This is a genomic window from Anaeromyxobacter sp. SG64 (genome assembly GCF_022690745.1).
Lineage (GTDB): Bacteria > Myxococcota > Myxococcia > Myxococcales > Anaeromyxobacteraceae > Anaeromyxobacter > Anaeromyxobacter soli.
Window position 1 is genome coordinate 1 of the sequence record NZ_JALCZB010000011.1, and the last position, 16,076, is coordinate 16,076.

Genomic DNA, 16,076 nt, shown 5'->3' on the forward strand with positions numbered 1-16,076 from the left:
GTTCGAGGCGCAGGGGCTCGGCGCGGAGCGCGCGCCGGCCGGGCGGGAGGCGCTCGCGGTCTCGCCCCCGGCGTCGCTCTTCTCCCCGGGCGGCGGCGACGGCGAGGAGGCGCCCGCCGCGCGCGCGAAGCGGCGCGTGGACGGCATGCTCGCCGAGATGCGCGCGCGCGATCTCGCGCGCTACCCCGACGCGTCGTGGATGGACCTCCGGGACGCGCTCGCTGGCGGGTTCGCGCCGGACTTCGGCGTGCTGCGCGGAGGCGGGCAGGGGACTCGCGACCTCCTCGCGGACACCGCCGGCGCCTACCTCGGCGCCGCCGAGGCCTACGGCCGCTCGGGGCGGCCGTTCGAGAACGGACCCGACGCCCCCGGGGGCGTCGCGCCGGGGACGGACGCCACGGTGCACGCCGCGGCGGAGGGCGACCGGGAGCGCGAGTCCCTCGTCGCGGGGATCGACGCGCTCGCCGCGACGGGCGGCAAGGGGCTCGCGTGGTCGAAGGCGCTCGTCACGGTGGTCGCGGTGACCGAGGACGGCGACGGCGTCGTCACGGAGGCGAGGGTCGTCGCGTCGAGCGGGAACCCCGCCCACGACCGCCTCGCGCTCGCGCAGGCGCGGGGGCTCATCGGCCGCTCGCCCTCGCGCCGGCTCGCGGGCACGACGACGGAGTGGGCGTTCGTCACCGAGCTCTCGGTCATCCCGCCCGTCCCCGTCGCGGGCGTGGCCTTCGACGCGAACTTCAAGCCGAAGGGCTTCGTCTACCCCCTGAAGCGGAAGGCGAAGAGCCGGATCGAGCTCGTCGCGGTGCGCGAGGGCGGATAGCCGCCGGTTGACTCCGCGCCCCGGTCTTCCTTAGTTTCCGCCCGCGTGTCCGACCTCGTCTCGCTCTCCCGCAAGGCCCCCTCCGCGCCCGGCGATCGCCCGGCCGCCCCCCGCAAGGTGTACGTCCACACCTTCGGCTGCCAGATGAACGCGTCGGACTCCGACCGGATGGTCGAGCTCCTCGGCCGCCACGCGTTCGAGCGCGCCGACACCGCGGAAGACGCGGACCTCATCCTCCTCAACACCTGCGCGGTGCGCGAGAAGGCGGAGCAGAAGCTCCTGTCGGCCCTGGGGCGCTACCGCGAGGTGAAGGCGCGGCGCGGCGCGCTCATCGCGGTGTCCGGCTGCGTCGCGCAGCAGGAGAAGGACCGGCTCCTCGCGCGCGTGCCGTACGTGGACTTCGTCTTCGGCCCGGACAACATCGGCAAGCTCCCGGAGATGGTCGCCCGGGCGGAGCGCGAGCGGTTCGCCGAGACGGGCTGGATGGACTCGCACGACTACGTGTTCCCGCAGGCGGACCCCGAGGCCGCGCGCGGCCGGCCCACCGCGTTCGTCACCGCCATGAAGGGCTGCGACAACGTCTGCGCGTTCTGCATCGTGCCGCACACCCGCGGCCGCGAGGTGTCGCGCGCGTTCCCGGAGATCGTGGCCGAGTGCGCGGCGCTCGCCGAGGTGGGCGTGCGCGAGGTGACGCTCATCGGCCAGAACGTGAACTCCTACGCGGGCGGCTGCACCTTCGCGGAGCTGCTCCGCCGCGTGGCGGCCGTGCCGGGGATCGCGCGGATCCGCTTCACCACGAGTCACCCGCACGACCTCTCCGACGCGCTCGTGGAGGTGTTCCGCGACGAGCCCAAGGTCATGCCCCACTTCCACCTGCCGGTGCAGGCGGGCTCGGATCCCGTCCTCGCCCGCATGCGCCGCGACTACACGGTCGCGGAGTACCTCGACCGCTTCGATCGTCTGCGCGCCGCCCGCCCCGGCATCGCCGTCACCACCGACTTCATCGTCGGCTTCCCCGGCGAGACCGACGCGGACTTCGAGGGCTCGCTCGCGCTCCTCGAGCGCGCGCGCTTCGAGCAGAGCTTCAGCTTCCTCTTCAGCCCGCGCCCGAAGACGGTCGCGGGCCTGCGCCTCGGCTCCGGGCCCGAGTGGCAGGAGGTCCCGCGCGCGGTGGCGGTCGAGCGGCTCGAGCGGCTCCAGGGCGCGCAGCGCCGCATCGCCGCGGAGGCGCTCGCGGCCGCGCTCGGGAAGGTGGTCGAGGTCCTCGTCGAGGGACCCTCCGACGAGCCGGGCGAGCGCCTCGGACGCACGCCCGAGAACACCGTCGTCCACCTCGCTGCCGACGAGCAGGCCGCGCCGACCGGCGCGCTCGTCCACGCGCGCATCACGCGCGCCGGCGGGAGCTCGCTCTCCGGTACGCTCGCGTGACCGCGCGCCCGCGCACGGCGCTGTTCGCCGCGGGGGCGGTCGCCTGGGCCGCGCTCATCTTCTGGGCGTCCTCCCAGTCGCACCCGTTCCCCGAGCTGCCGCAGGGCCTCTTCGAGCACGACAAGCTCCTGCACGCCTCCGCGTACGCGGTGCTCGGCGCGCTCGTGCGCGCGGCGCTCGGCGGGTGGCGGCTCCCGGCCTGGGTGCCGCTCGGGCTCGCCATCGCGCTGGGGACCGCGTACGGGGCGTCCGACGAGTGGCACCAGGCCTTCGTGCCGAACCGCTCGCCCGATCTCCTCGACCTCGCGGCCGACGCGCTCGGCGTCGCGGCAGGCGCGGCGGTGGCGGCGGTCATCTTGCGGCGTGTAGGTGCGCGGGCTAGCATCGACGGCTGATGCCGATCATCGCGCCGTACGCCGGGCGGGCGCCCCGCCTGCACGGATCCGTGTTCGTGGCGGAGAACGCGGTCGTGGTCGGGGACGTGGAGATCGGCGAGGGCTCGTCGATCTGGTTCGGCACGGTGGTCCGCGGCGACGTGAACCACGTGCGCATCGGCGCGCGCACCAACCTGCAGGACCTCACCGTCGTCCACGTCACCTCGGGGACGCACCCGACCGTCATCGGCGACGACGTGACCGTGGGTCACCGCGCGGTGCTGCACGGGTGCACCATCCGCGAGCGCTGCCTCGTCGGCATCGGCGCGATCGTCATGGACGGCGCGGTGGTGGGCCCCGACGCGATGGTCGGCGCGGGGGCGCTCGTCTCGCCCGGGACCATCGTGCCGCCGGGCACGCTCGTGCTGGGCTCGCCGGCGCGGCCGCGCCGCGAGCTCACGCCGGAGGAGCGCGCCTTCCTCCGGACCTCTGCGGAGCGGTACGCGGGGTACGCCGCGCGCTACCGCGGCGAGGGGGGTGGGGGATGACGGCGTTCGAGGCGCTCCGGCGCGCGGCGCTCTTCAAGGACTTCACCGAGACGGGCCTCAGGATCTTCGCCGGCATCGCGCTCGAGAAGGCGATCCCGGCGGGCACGCCGCTCTTCGTCGAGAACATGGTCGGCGAGTCGCTCTTCATCGTGAAGTCCGGCACCGTCCGCGTCACGCAGCGCACGCCCGAGGGCGAGAAGGAGCTCGCCGTGCTCGGCGCGGGCGAGCACCTCGGGGAGCTCGCGCTGCTCGGCCGGAGCGTCCGGCTCGTGTCCGCGGTCGCCGGGACCGCCTGCGAGGTGGTGGAGATCACGCAGCGCGACTTCGTGCGGCTCCAGCCCCAGAAGCCGCAGGCCTGCCTGAAGCTCGCGCTGGCCATCGGCGGCGATCTCGCCGAGAAGGTCGCGGAGAACCGCGACGCCCTCCGGGAGCTCGCCGCCCGTCGTATGAGCTAGGGACGCGCGGGCTGCCTCCCTGCCCGCCCTCCGGGCGAGCGGGCGGGAAGCGCCGGGGCGCGCGCATCGTTCTCGTCGGGGGTCCCGCGATATCGAGGCGCGCGCCGCGCGGCTAGCGCGTGACGCTCGGGCGGTTTCGGGGTAATTCGGGGAGAACGGAAGGCCGCATGCTCGAACGCCTGGTCGCCATCCTGGGAGGCCACTCCCTCCACGTCGGCTACGGCGTCGTCTTCGTCATGCTGGTCCTCTGCGGGTTCGGCCTGCCGATGCCCGAGGACGTGGTCCTCGTGACCGCCGGCGTCCTCGCCTGGCTCGCGTCCGATCTGAGCCACGCGACCTTCTCCGGGATGCTCCACGACGAGGGCCTCCTCACGATGATCGTGATGGGGCTCGGCGGCATCCTCGCCGGCGACTCGGTGATCTTCTTCGCGGGGCGGCGGTTCGGGGCGCGCATCGCCGACTTCCGCCCGCTCCGCCGGCTCATCACGCCGGAGAAGCTCCAGCTCGTGGAGCGGAAGGTGCGGACGCGCGGCAACGTGGTCGTGATGTTCGCGCGCTTCCTGCCCGGCCTGCGCGCGCCGACCTTCTTCACCGTCGGCCACGCCCGCATGCCGTACTGGGAGTTCCTGCTCTTCGACGGCGTCGCGGCGCTCGTCTCCGCGCCGCTGTGGGTCTGCGTCGGCTTCTGGTTCGGCTCCGACCTGCACGCCGCGACCCGCGTCGCCGGGAGATTCTCGAACTACATCCTGCTCGGCGTCCTCGTCGTGCTCCTCGCCCTCGTCTTCCGATGGGCGCAAGGACGTCGCTCCGCCCCGCCCGCCCTGGCGTCCGAGGCGGAGCGGGAGTAGCGGAACCGACCGGACGCGAGGCTCTAGCGCGCTTCCGGGCGCCGGCCGAAGATCCTCCGGAAGAGGCCGCCGAGCGCGCCGCCGGCGCTCGCCGCCGCGACGGCGGGATCCGCAGCGCCCGCGGCCAGGCTCCCGGGCGCCGGGAAGTTCCCGGTCTGCGCCCGCGCCGCGTCCGCCCCGCCGCCCTGCTCGAGCTTGCGCCGCGCCGCCTCCGCCCCCTCGCCCGCCGACATCACCGCCTGCACCTCGCGGCCGGTGTTGAGCTCGCGCGCGGTGACGGTGAGCAGGCACTCCGGCCCGAGCTCGAAGCTGACCGCGATCTTGACCATGCCGCGCGGGCCGGGCGGGAGCCCCTCGAGCCGGAGGGTCCCCAGGTACTCGCACTCCGACGCCGCGCGGCTCTCGCCCTGGAAGACGGCGAGCTCGAACTCGGTCTGCCCGTCGCGCGTCGTCGTGAGCCCGTACTGCTTGCGGGCGGGGAGGGGCGTGTTCCGCTCGATGATGGTCTTCACGCGGCCGCCGGGCAGGCCGATGCCGATCGACATCGGCAGCACGTCGATGAGGACCACCCCCTCGGCGCTGCCGAGCGAGTGGGCGAGGAGCGCCGCGCCGAGGGCGACGGCCTCGTCGGGGTGGACCGCGTGCGAGGGCGGGCGGCCGAAGAACGCCGCCACCTTCCGGTGCACGAGCGGCATCCGCGACTGCCCGCCGACGAGCAGCACCTCGTCGATGTCCTTCGTCCCGAGCCCCTTCGCGAGGAGCACCTCCCGGCACACGTCGAGGGTGCGGTCGACGAGCGGCTCGACCAGCGCGACGATCTCGTCGCGGGTGAGCACCGCCTCGAGCGCGACGGGCGCGCCGTCGCGCAGGGCGAGGAAGGGCAGGCTCACCGGGAACTCGGCGCGCTCGGAGAGCGCGCACTTGGCGCGCTCGGCGGCGTCGACGAGGCGGGAGAGCGCGACGCGGTCGTCCGGGAAGGGCGCACCCGTCCGCTCCTCCCAGATCGCGAGGAGCCGCTCGACGATCCGGTCGTCGAAGTCCACCCCTCCGAGGAAGGTGTCGCCGCCGGTCGAGACGACCTCGTAGACGTTGTCGGACAGCTCGAGCACGGAGGCGTCGAACGTCCCGCCGCCGAGGTCGTAGACGAGGACGCGCTGGTTCAGGTGACGGCCGTAGGCGTACGCGAGCGCGGCCGCGGTCGGCTCGTTCAGGATGCGCTCGACCTGGATCCCCGCGAGCGCCGCCGCGTGGCGGACCGCAGCGCGCTGCCGCTCGTTGTAGTACGCGGGCACGGTGACGACCGCGCGGTTCACCTCCTCGCGGAGGTGGTTCTGCGCGACGTCGCGGACCTCTCCCAGCACGAGCGCGGAGATCTGCTCGAGCGAGACGGTCTCGGGCCCGAGCCGCACCGCCGCGAGGCCCTCGTCGCCGGGCACGATCTCGTAGGGGTACTTCTCGCGGATCTCCTGCACGAGCGGCGTGTCCCAGGCCCGCCCGATGAGGCGCTTCGCGCCCGAGACGGTCGTCTTGGGGTTCGTGAGGAGCTGCGACCTCGCCAGGTGACCGACGACGACGCGCTGGCGCGCGTTGAGCCCGACGATCGAAGGCACGGTGGCGTGCCCCTCGCGCGAGGGGATCACGTACGGCCGCCCGTCCTTCACGACCGCCGCGCACGAGTTGGACGTCCCGAGGTCGATCCCGATGATCGCGCGCGAGGGGCGGGTGACCGGCCGCGGCGCGTCCGGGAGGCCGAGGTCGATGCGCGCCGGTCCGGCCTGGAGCTGCTCCACCCGGTGGCTCGCGGCGAGGTCCGCCTGGGCGGGCGAGGGCGCGGCGGGGAGGGGCGTGAGCACCGGCGGCGCGGACGGTGGGGGCGGCGTGGGGAGCGCCGTCGGGAGCGCCGCATCGGGCGCGCGCGTGGGGGCGGGGGTCCCGTCCGGCCGGGCGGCGATGGGCGCGGGGGCGATCACGCCGGGGGCGACGCCGCGGCGCTCCTTCAGCTCCACCATCCGCTCGACGAGCGCCCGCGAGGCGTCGTCGAGCCTCGTGAACTGCACGCCCATGCCCGGCGCGCGGCGCGGATGAGCCGCCGGATCCTCGGCCTGGATCCAGCGCACGACGCCCTCGCCCCGGATCGCCGCCTCGCCGCCGGAGAGCCGGAGCTCCAGGGCGAGCCGGGTGCCGACCGGCCTGGGCGCGCGCGTGCGGATGAACACGCCGCCGCGGGAGATGTTCACCGCGAAGCGCTCCACGAGCTCGTCGATGGTGCCGTAGGAGAGCCGGACGGCGAGGCCCACCGGCGTGCGGCCCCCGCCGCGCTTGTCGTGTGGCCCCTCCACCGCGGCGATTATCGTCTTCCGGCGGACGGGCGGGCAAGCGGGTGTTCACCCTGCGGCGCAGCGTCCGCGCGGCGTGTGTGGGCCCCCGCGCACCTCCCGAGGCGCTGGGGGCGAGGCGCGCGGGCGTCGAGCGCCGGCCCCTCGCGCCGGGGTGACCCGCGCCCGGCCCGCTCCCGCCGGATCCGTAGGGGAACCGGGCGTCTTGACCGGTCCGAGCGCGCTCGATTATACGTCCCCATGCTCAACCGCGACGACCTCCGCCTCGCGCTGACGTTCGACGACGTCCTGCTGCTCCCCGCGGAATCCGACGTCCTCCCGAAGTCGGTCGAGACGTCGACGCGCTTCACCCGCAACCTCCAGCTCAACATCCCGATCGTCTCGGCCGCCATGGACACGGTGACCGAGGCGCGGATGGCCATCGCGATGGCCTCCTCGGGCGGGCTCGGCTTCGTCCACAAGAACCTCACCGTCGAGCAGCAGGCGGCCGAGGTCCACAAGGTCAAGAAGTACGAGTCGGCGGTGGTCGGGGACCCGATCACGATCGAGCCCGAGGCGCCCATCCACCGCGCCGTCGCGCTCATGCGCGAGAACGGGATCAGCGGCATCCCCGTCGTCCAGAAGGGCCGGCTGGTCGGCATCCTCACGAACCGCGACCTCCGCTTCGAGAAGAACCTCGAGCAGCGCGTCGAGCAGGTGATGACGAAGGACCTCGTCACCGCCCGCGAGGGCGTGACGATCGAGGAGGCGAAGGAGCTCCTCCACCGGCACCGGATCGAGAAGCTCCTCGTCGTGAACGAGGCGTTCGAGCTGCGCGGCCTCGTCACCATCAAGGACATCGAGAAGATCCAGAAGCACCCGAACGCCGCCAAGGACAAGCTCGGCCGGCTCCTCTGCGGCGCGGCGGTGGGGGTGGGGGCCGATCGCGAGCAGCGGATCCAGGCCCTCCTCAAGGCGGGCGTGGACGTCATCGCCATCGACACCGCCCACGGCGCGCACCGGGACGTCCTCGAGGCGGTGCGGGCGACCAAGACGAACTTCAAGAACGTCGAGCTCGTCGCCGGCAACGTGGCGACCGCCGAGGCCGCCGAGGCGCTCTGCAAGGCGGGGGTGGACGCGGTGAAGGTCGGCGTGGGCCCCGGCTCCATCTGCACGACGCGCGTGGTCTCCGGCGTCGGCGTCCCCCAGATCACCGCGGTGGACGACTGCACCCGCGCCGCCGAGAAGTACGGCGTGCCGGTCATCTCCGACGGCGGCGTGAAGTTCTCGGGCGACCTCGTGAAGGCCATCGCGGCCGGCGCGTCGAGCGTGATGATCGGGTCCCTGCTCGCGGGCACCGAGGAGGCGCCCGGCGACGTGATCCTCTACCAGGGCCGCAGCTACAAGTCGTACCGGGGCATGGGCTCGCTCGGCGCGATGAAGCAGGGCTCCAAGGACCGCTACTTCCAGGCCGAGGTCTCGGACGCCGACAAGCTCGTGCCCGAGGGCATCGAGGGGCGGGTGCCGTACAAGGGCACCGTCGAGATGACGCTCTTCCAGCTCGTGGGCGGCCTGCGCAGCGGCATGGGCTACCTCGGCTGCAAGGCGATCGCGGAGCTGCGGGTGAAGCCGCGCTTCGTGCGGATCTCCACCTCCGGCCTGCGCGAGAGCCACGTGCACGACGTCATCATCGAGAAGGAAGCGCCGAACTACCGGGCGGACTGATTCCCTCCGCTCGTGGTGAGCCTGTCGGACCACGAGCCGGCGCAGCGCGGCTTTTGCCGCTCGCACCCGACAGGCGGCGAGGCGAGCGGTCTTTGACGTCGGAGCCGGAGGCCCGCGTTGGACATCCACGCAGAGAAGATCCTCATCCTCGACTTCGGGTCGCAGTACACGCAGCTCATCGCGCGCAGGCTGCGCGAGCTCGGCGTCTACTGCGAGATCCACCCGTGCACGATGAAGCCCGAGGCGATGCGCGCGTTCGCGCCCCGGGGCGTGGTCCTCTCCGGCGGGCCGATGTCGGTGCTCGCCGAGGGCAGCCCGCGCGCCGACCGGCTCGCCTTCGAGCTGGGCGTCCCCGTCCTCGGGATCTGCTACGGCCTCCAGCTCCTCGCCCATGAGCTGGGCGGGCGCGTGGACAAGGCCGCGCACCGCGAGTTCGGCCCGGCGACCATCGAGACGCGCGAGGGCGCGGAGCTGTTCGAGGGGCTGCCGCGCAAGCTCGACGTCTGGATGAGCCACGGCGACCGCGTCGAGGCGCTGCCGCCCGGGTTCGAGCCCATCGCCGCGACGTCCTCGGCGCCGTTCGCCGCCGTCGAGGACCGCCGCCGGCGCTTCTTCGGCGTGCAGTTCCACCCCGAGGTGGTCCACACGCCGCTCGGCAAGGACATCCTCCGCAACTTCGCCTACCGCGTGTGCGGCTGCTCCGGCAGCTGGTCGATGCGGGCCTACGTGGAGATCGCGGTCGAGCAGATCCGCGCCCAGGTGAAGGACGGCCACGTCCTCTGCGCGCTCTCGGGCGGCGTGGACTCCGCCGTCGCGGCGCTCCTCGTCCACCGCGCCATCGGCGACCGGCTCCGCTGCATCTTCGTGGACAACGGCGTGCTCCGCGCCGGCGAGCGCGCCCAGGTCGAGGAGGTCTTCGGGCGGATGTTCCACCTGCCGCTCGTGACCGTGGACGCCTCCGAGCGCTTCCTCGCGAAGCTCGCCGGCGTCACCGACCCCGAGCAAAAGCGCAAGATCATCGGCCGCGAGTTCATCGCGGTGTTCGAGGAGCAGGTGGAGGGCCTCGCCGCCGGCGGCGAGCGCGCCCAGTTCCTCGTCCAGGGCACGCTCTACCCCGACGTCATCGAGTCGGTCTCCTTCAAGGGACCGTCCGCCACCATCAAGAGCCACCACAACGTCGGCGGCCTCCCCGAGGTGATGAAGCTCGGGCTCGTCGAGCCCCTGCGCGAGCTCTTCAAGGACGAGGTGCGCCGGCTCGGGATCGAGCTCGGGCTGCCGCCGCACATCGTCCAGCGCCAGCCGTTCCCCGGCCCGGGGCTCGCCATCCGCGTGCTCGGCGAGGTCACCGAGGAGCGGCTCGCCGTGCTCCGCAGGGCGGACACCATCGTCCAGGAGGAGATCCGCGCGGCCGGCCTCTACGAGAAGCTCTGGCAGGGGTTCGCGGTGCTCCTCCCGGTGCGCAGCGTCGGCGTCATGGGCGACGAGCGCACCTACGAGGCCACCTGCGCCATCCGCGCCATCGAGTCGACGGACGGCATGACCGGCGACTGGGCTCGCCTGCCCTACGACCTCCTCGGGCGCATGTCCTCGCGCATCATCAACGAGGTCCGCGGCATCAACCGCGTCGTGTACGACATCTCCTCGAAGCCGCCCGCCACGATCGAGTGGGAGTAGCGCGCGCCGGGAAGCGCCCCGGCACCGCCGGGGCCTCGCCTCGCAGAGGAGGCGCGGCGCGCCCACCCGGTCGCCGGTGTAGGCGCGAGGTTGCTCGCTTCCTTAGTTTGCCGGCTGGCGGCAGAGGGCTATCATCCCGCCGGATCGGAGGCTTCCAAGATGGCGCGATCGTCCGCGGTCCGCGCGCTCGCCCCGCTGGCAATGCTCGCGGCGGCCGGGTGTCAGGACTACAACTTCAACCCCGTCGGCCACTGCCTGGTGCAGCCCGGCAACGAGCGCGTCACGCTCTCGGATCTCTCGTCGGCGGACATCCTGTTCGTCGTGGACGACTCCGGGTCGATGGCAGCCGAGCAGGCGAAGCTCGCCCAGAACTTCACCCGGTTCGTCTCCAGGATCGATCAGTTCAACGCGGAGCGCGCGGCGGCCGGGCGCTTGCCGATCGACTTCCACATCGCGGTCACCACGACGTCGGTGTTCTGGAACCCGGAGTACGGGAGCTCCTTCGCGTACACGTGCCAGGCGGGGACCTGCGTGAACTCGTCGGGCACCCCGTTGCTCGGGGACGACGGGCAGGTGGTGAAGTGCACCCGCGAGACGAGCGTGCTCGCCGACCAGCTCGGCGCCAACGGCGCCGCGGGCTGCGGGCAGCTCACGCACACCTACGACTTCTCCTTCTGCACGAGCCAGCAGAGCCCGGTCGGAGTCGCGGTGGAGGGCGCCCGCTACCCGCAGGGCGACTTCGTGGGCTGGCACGGCAACCCGCGCGTCCTGCACTTCGACAAGGAGCTCTACGGCGCGGGAGCGAAGAACCGCCAGGGCTTCACGCGGCAGCAGCTCATCGACTGGTTCGTCGGCGGCACGAGCGTCGGCGGAAACGTGATCGTCGGCACCTGCGGCTCCGGCCAGGAGCAAGCGCTCCAGGCGGCGCGGCTCGCGCTGCAGAAGGCGCTCGGGGGACAGCAGAAGGACGCGTACACGATGTCGGGCGCCCCGGCGTGGGACGGGACGAACGCGACGGCGCCGGCGGAGTGGCCGCGCAAGGACTCGAAGCTCGTGCTCGTGTTCGTCGGCGACGAGGACGACTGCTCTTCCCCCAACGACGCCAGCGCGGGCATCGTCATGCGCGCGGATCCGACCGGCGCCGACGCCTGCGTGCGCGACTACGAGTCGACGGACCCGACCAAGAAGAAGGAGTTCGGGGTCGGCGAGATCGTGGACTACTTCGCGAGCCTCGGCCGCCCGCTCGGCGCGGCGTTCATCCTGCCGGCGGCGCAGACCTCCTGCTCGGGGGACTCGTGCACCGCGGGGCTCTGCTGCCAGACCGACTGCGCCTGCGGCTCTGCGAACTGCGGCGCCCAGGCTCCCGGCAACCGGCTCCTCGACGCCGCCCACGCGCTGCGCGGCAAGGGCGCGGACGTCATCACGGGCTCGGTGTGCGACCCGGACTTCGGCACGCTCCTCGAGTCGGTCGCCGACATCCTGAAGCCGCCCGCAGGCCTGGAGCTGAATACCGAGCCCGCCGAGGGCCAGATCGCGCTGCTCCGGATCGCCAAGGCGAACGGCCAGCCGAGGAAGACCTGCAACGGGCCCGCGCCTGCCGGCACGGCGTTCGCCGCGGCGCAGGACCAGAACCTCTGCAAGGACGCGACCGGCGCCGCGGTGCGGTGCGACTGGTGGTTCACCGCCACCAAGGACGCCGGCGACGCGGTCGCGGTCTCGACGTTCATCTACATCAACCATGCGACGAACAACTGCGAGGCCGATCCGGGCGAGACCTACTCCGCCGACTACATCGCCCTGAACCCGCGGAGCGGCTGCACGACCCGCACCGAATGCCAACAGGCGCTCGGCGGTCGGGTCGAGGACTGGGGCTGCTACACGCCGCCCGGGACCGGCCGCGGCACCTGCGTGTGCTGCGCGCCTGGCTCGACGGCGCTGGAGTGCCAGCCGTGAGCCGGGCGGCCCGCGCCGGCTCGCTCCTCGCGGTGGGCGCGCTCGCGCTCGCCGCCTGCGAGCAGGTGCCCTCGCAGGCGGTCACCCGCTGCGAGTCGACGCAGGTCGTTCCGGCGGCGGTGAAGACGGACATCCTCTTCGTCATCGACGACTCGATCTCGATGGACGAGGAGCAGGCGAACCTGCGCGACAACCTGAACGCGTTCATCACCGCGCTCGTCGCCGCGCCCGTGGCGAACGAGTTCCAGATCGGGATCACCTCCACGTCGGTCGAGGACTACGGCGCCACCGCCACCAGCGGCCAGGCGTACACGAGCGGCCCGGCCACGGGGAAGCCGTTCCCGGACGGCGCGCTCATCGCCATCCAGCAGAGCTCCCCCGGGGTGGCGGTGCCGGGCGACATCCTCTGGAAGTCCGGCACGGGCTTCGAGGGGACGCGCATCCTCACCGCCTCCTCGCCCTCGCTCGTCGACGACTTCAAGGCGAACGTGCGGGTCGGCACCTACGGCACGTTCAAGGAGCAGCCGTTCCGCGCGGCGCGCCTGGCGCTCTCCGATCGCATCGCGGACGGCACGAACGCCGGGTTCCTGCGGAGCGGGGCGCGGCTCGCGGTCGTCTTCGTCTCCGACGAGGACGACTGCTCCGACACGGCCGCGCCCTTCGCCGTCGACGACGTCGACTGCCACAACCCGGGCTTCAAGGCCTCGAGCCTCGACTCGATCGGCGACGTCGTGACCTTCCTCCGCGACCCGATCGACGGAGAGCGCCGGGAGGTCGTGGTCGCATCCATCGTCGGCGTGGACCCGGCGAGCGGTGAGCCGTCGTGCGCCACCTGCGCGAACGACGTGTGCGGGACCGCGCTCGACGGCGGGCTCCGCTTCACGGAGCTCGCGAGCGCGCTCGGGAGCGTGCGGACCCGGACCGGCTCCATCTGCGACGCGAGCTTCAAGAGCATCCTCGAGGACATCGCCGGCCTGCTCGTCGCCCAGTCGGTGCCGCTCCAGGGGACCCCCGCGGACTGGCGCATGCTCGCGGTCGGAGTGGATCGCGCGGGGCTCGAGACCATCCCTTGCACGGTCGCGCTCGACGGTACGGCCGAGGCGGCCACTGCCGGCGCGGTCTACACGCCCCCCCTCTCGGGGCGCCCCGCGACCGTCACGTTCCAGAACGCGTGCCGGCTCCAGCAGGGCGATCGCGTGCAGCTCCAGCTGATCTGCGCCGGCTGACCGGGTCATCCGCACCCGCCGGGTGACGGATCGTGAAGACCTCCGTCCGGAGCCTGCGCGGCCGGGCGCGGGTGTGCAACAACTCGTTCATGGTCCCCGCCCTCGCGCTCGTTCTCGCGACCGCGCTCTCCTCGGCCGCCCCGGCAGGACCGGCGGCCGCTGCGTCGAGTCAGACGCTCGCGTCGCTCGTCGCGCGCGCCGACGCCGCGTACGTCCGCCGCGCGGATCCCGCCGAGCTCGCGGCCGTGGGCGCCGCGCTCGACGAGGCGGAGCGCCTCGGGCCCGAGGACTACGAGGTGCTCTGGCGGCGGGCGCGCCTCGAGGTCTGGCTCGCGGACGATCCCTCGCTGCCGAAGGACGAGCAGACGCGGCTCGGCAAGCGCGCCTGGGACTACGGCGAGCGGGCGATCCGGGCGAACCCGGCGCGCGTCGAGGGATGGAACTACGCGGCCGCGGGCATGGGGCAGTACGCGCTGGGGCTCGGCATCCTGCGCGCGCTGCGCGAGGGCCTGGAGGGGAAGTTCAAGGACCGGCTCTCGCACGCCGAGAAGATCGACCCCGGGTTCGGGGGAGGCGCCATCCAGACCGCCTGGGGCCGCTTCTGGTACGAGCTGCCCTGGCCCAAGTACGACGCGCGAAAGTCCGAGCGGGCGCTCAAGGACGCGCTCGGGCGCAACCCGGACAACGTCCGCGCGCGCGTCTACCTCGCGGACACCTACCGCAAGCAGGGGCGGAAGCGCGAGGCGCGCGAGCAGCTCGAGAAGGCTGCCGCGGACGCGCCCGGACGCTATGACGAAGCCGAGGAGCGGCGCTGGCAGGGGATCGCCCGCCGCAAGCTCGCCGAGTGAGGAGAACGCGATGATCGCCGAGGCCGAGCTGAAGACGGGGTCGCCCGCCGCGCGCAACCTGGTCGCGCTGTTCGAGGCGCAGGCGAAGGCGCGCGCCGATCGCACCGCCGTGAAGATGAAGCGCGAGGGGCGCTGGCAGGAGGTCTCCTGGGCGGACCTCGCCCGCCGGGCACGCGACGTCGCCGACGGCCTCGCCGCCATCGGGCTCCACCCCGGAGACCGGGTGGCGATCATCGGCGAGACCAACATCGAGTGGATCCTCGCCGATCTGGGCATCCTCGGCGCCGCGGGGATCACGGTCACGATCTACCAGTCGAACAAGGCCGCCGAGTGCCAGTACATCCTGGCCGACTCCGGGGCGCGCTTCGTCTTCTGCGACACCGACGTGCAGGTCGCGAAGATCCGCGACGTGCGGGGCAAGCTGCCCGCCCTCGAGGGCATCATCCGCGCGACCGGGATCGCGGCGGATCCGTTCGAGCGCACGCTCGCGGACCTGGAGCGCTCGGGCGCGGAGTGGCGGCGCGCGAACCCCGACGCGCACGCCGCCCGCCTCGCGGTGGTCGGCCCGGACGCGCCGGCGAGCTTCATCTACACCTCCGGCACGACCGGCAACCCGAAGGGCGTCGTCCTCACCCACGGCAACTGGGTCTACGAGGGGTATGCGATCGAGCAGATCCGGCTCATCGGCCCGGACGACCTCGTCCTCATGTTCCTGCCGATGGCGCACTCGTTCGCGAAGGTCATCGAGGCCGTCTGGTTCGCCACGGGCGCGACCTGCGCGTTCGTGGAGTCGCTCGAGAAGATCCTCGACAACGCCTCGGAGGTGCGGCCGACGGTGATGCCCTCCGTGCCGCGCATCTTCGAGAAGGCCTACAACACGGTCATCTCGAAGGGCCTCGCGACGCCGGGCCTCAAGGGCAAGCTCTTCCAGCTCGCCATGGAGAGCTTCGAGCAGTACGCGACCGCGGCCGAGCAGGGGAAGAGCTACTCGTCCTTCGGCTTCCTCGTGGGCAAGAAGCTGGTGTTCCCGAAGCTCACGCACGCGCTCAACGAGAAGTTCGGCGGGCGCATGCGCCTCTTCGTGTCCGGCGGCGCGCCGCTCTCCCCGAAGATCGCCCACTTCTTCGGCGTGCTCGGCTTCACCATCCTCGAGGGCTACGGCCTCACCGAGTCGTCCGCCGGCACGTTCGTGAACCGCCCGGGCGAGAACCGGATCGGCACGGTCGGGCCGCCGGTGCCCGGGACCGAGGTGCGGATCGCGGACGACGGCGAGATCCTCGTGAAGGGCGCCGGCGTGATGAAGGGGTACTACAACGCCCCGGCGGCGACCGCGGAGGTGCTGCGGGATGGCTGGCTGTACACGGGGGACATCGGCTACCTCGACGAGGCGGGCCACCTCCGGATCACCGACCGCAAGAAGGACATCATCGTCACGGCGGGCGGGAAGAACGTCGCGCCGCAGAACCTCGAGAACGAGCTCAAGACGGAGCCGCTCGTCTCGCAGGTGATGGTGCACGGCGACAAGCGGAAGTTCCTCTCGGCGCTCGTCGCGCTCAACGAGGAGAACGCCCGCAAGTGGGCGACCGACGCCGGCGTCCCGGCGGGCGCCGCGCTCCACGAGGACCCGCGCGTGCGCGCCCAGATCCAGAAGGCGATCGACGCGCTCAACGCCAAGCAGGCGAGCTACTCCACCATCAAGAAGTTCGCGATCGTGCCGCGGGACTTCACGCAGGAGTCGGGGGAGCTGACGCCCACGCTCAAGGTCAAGCGCAAGGTCGTCACGCAGAACTACAAGGACCTCCTCGACTCGTTCTACTTGGAGTAGCCGGGGCTCCCCCCCACGGGCGCTCGCGCCCGGGGGG

Annotated in this window: 13 protein-coding genes; 12 read left to right on the forward strand and 1 reads right to left on the reverse strand. The window is 72.8% G+C overall.

Going from position 1 to position 16,076, the window contains the following annotated elements:
* The 6 genes from MNZ29_RS05255 to MNZ29_RS05280 form a co-directional block, all read left to right on the forward strand.
* Positions 1-820: TonB C-terminal domain-containing protein (locus MNZ29_RS05255; RefSeq protein ID WP_242353481.1), on the forward strand; the 820-nt coding region annotated here is incomplete at its 5' end.
* A 45-nt stretch (positions 821-865) separates the two neighbouring features.
* Positions 866-2,248, forward strand: a complete 1,383-nt coding sequence (gene miaB, locus MNZ29_RS05260; protein WP_242333908.1) for a tRNA (N6-isopentenyl adenosine(37)-C2)-methylthiotransferase MiaB — start codon at positions 866-868, stop codon at positions 2,246-2,248.
* Complete coding sequence (locus tag MNZ29_RS05265; protein WP_242333905.1) at positions 2,245-2,643, forward strand: VanZ family protein; 399 nt, start codon at positions 2,245-2,247, stop codon at positions 2,641-2,643. The genes miaB and MNZ29_RS05265 overlap by 4 nt, the downstream gene beginning before the upstream one ends.
* Entirely contained in the window at positions 2,643-3,170 is a 528-nt protein-coding gene (locus tag MNZ29_RS05270) for a gamma carbonic anhydrase family protein (RefSeq protein WP_242333902.1), read from the forward strand. The genes MNZ29_RS05265 and MNZ29_RS05270 overlap by 1 nt, the downstream gene beginning before the upstream one ends.
* Positions 3,167-3,625, forward strand: coding sequence for a cyclic nucleotide-binding domain-containing protein (locus tag MNZ29_RS05275; RefSeq protein WP_242333899.1), 459 nt, complete (start codon positions 3,167-3,169; stop codon positions 3,623-3,625). The genes MNZ29_RS05270 and MNZ29_RS05275 overlap by 4 nt, the downstream gene beginning before the upstream one ends.
* 167 nt (positions 3,626-3,792) lie before the next feature.
* The gene (locus MNZ29_RS05280) at positions 3,793-4,473 is read left to right on the forward strand and encodes a DedA family protein (protein WP_242333897.1); all 681 of its coding nucleotides are present in this window, start codon (positions 3,793-3,795) and stop codon (positions 4,471-4,473) included.
* A 23-nt stretch (positions 4,474-4,496) separates the two neighbouring features.
* On the opposite strand, the gene MNZ29_RS05285 is transcribed toward MNZ29_RS05280, so the two are convergent.
* Complete coding sequence (locus MNZ29_RS05285; protein WP_242333894.1) at positions 4,497-6,812, reverse strand: TIGR02266 family protein; 2,316 nt, start codon at positions 6,810-6,812, stop codon at positions 4,497-4,499.
* A 237-nt stretch (positions 6,813-7,049) separates the two neighbouring features.
* Here MNZ29_RS05285 and guaB point away from each other — a divergent pair, with 237 nt between their 5' ends.
* The 6 genes from guaB to MNZ29_RS05315 all read left to right on the forward strand — a co-directional run bounded on the left by guaB (position 7,050) and on the right by MNZ29_RS05315 (position 16,039).
* Complete coding sequence (guaB, locus tag MNZ29_RS05290) at positions 7,050-8,513, forward strand: IMP dehydrogenase (protein WP_242333890.1); 1,464 nt, start codon at positions 7,050-7,052, stop codon at positions 8,511-8,513.
* A 117-nt stretch (positions 8,514-8,630) separates the two neighbouring features.
* Positions 8,631-10,187, forward strand: coding sequence for a glutamine-hydrolyzing GMP synthase (gene guaA / locus MNZ29_RS05295; protein WP_242333887.1), 1,557 nt, complete (start codon positions 8,631-8,633; stop codon positions 10,185-10,187).
* Between the two features lie 159 nt (positions 10,188-10,346).
* Positions 10,347-12,140: a hypothetical protein gene (locus MNZ29_RS05300; protein ID WP_242333884.1), complete on the forward strand. Its 1,794-nt coding sequence runs from the start codon at positions 10,347-10,349 to the stop codon at positions 12,138-12,140.
* Positions 12,128-13,366 (forward strand): hypothetical protein, encoded by a 1,239-nt coding sequence (locus tag MNZ29_RS05305; RefSeq protein WP_242353484.1) that lies wholly within the window; start codon positions 12,128-12,130, stop codon positions 13,364-13,366. Before MNZ29_RS05300 ends, MNZ29_RS05305 begins: the two co-directional genes overlap by 13 nt.
* Before the next feature lie 32 nt (positions 13,367-13,398).
* Positions 13,399-14,214: a tetratricopeptide repeat protein gene (locus MNZ29_RS05310; protein WP_242333878.1), complete on the forward strand. Its 816-nt coding sequence runs from the start codon at positions 13,399-13,401 to the stop codon at positions 14,212-14,214.
* A gap of 10 nt (positions 14,215-14,224) precedes the next feature.
* Positions 14,225-16,039: a long-chain fatty acid--CoA ligase gene (locus MNZ29_RS05315; RefSeq protein WP_242333875.1), complete on the forward strand. Its 1,815-nt coding sequence runs from the start codon at positions 14,225-14,227 to the stop codon at positions 16,037-16,039.
* The last annotated feature ends 37 nt before the right edge of the window (positions 16,040-16,076 follow it).

Coding starts and splice junctions, on each gene's coding strand:
- MNZ29_RS05270 (WP_242333902.1), top strand. CDS start 2,643: ATGCCGATCATCGCGCCGTACGCCGGGCGGGCGCCCCGCCTGCACGGA.
- MNZ29_RS05275 (WP_242333899.1), top strand. CDS start 3,167: ATGACGGCGTTCGAGGCGCTCCGGCGCGCGGCGCTCTTCAAGGACTTC.
- MNZ29_RS05280 (WP_242333897.1), top strand. CDS start 3,793: ATGCTCGAACGCCTGGTCGCCATCCTGGGAGGCCACTCCCTCCACGTC.
- guaB (WP_242333890.1), top strand. CDS start 7,050: ATGCTCAACCGCGACGACCTCCGCCTCGCGCTGACGTTCGACGACGTC.
- MNZ29_RS05300 (WP_242333884.1), top strand. CDS start 10,347: ATGGCGCGATCGTCCGCGGTCCGCGCGCTCGCCCCGCTGGCAATGCTC.
- MNZ29_RS05315 (WP_242333875.1), top strand. CDS start 14,225: ATGATCGCCGAGGCCGAGCTGAAGACGGGGTCGCCCGCCGCGCGCAAC.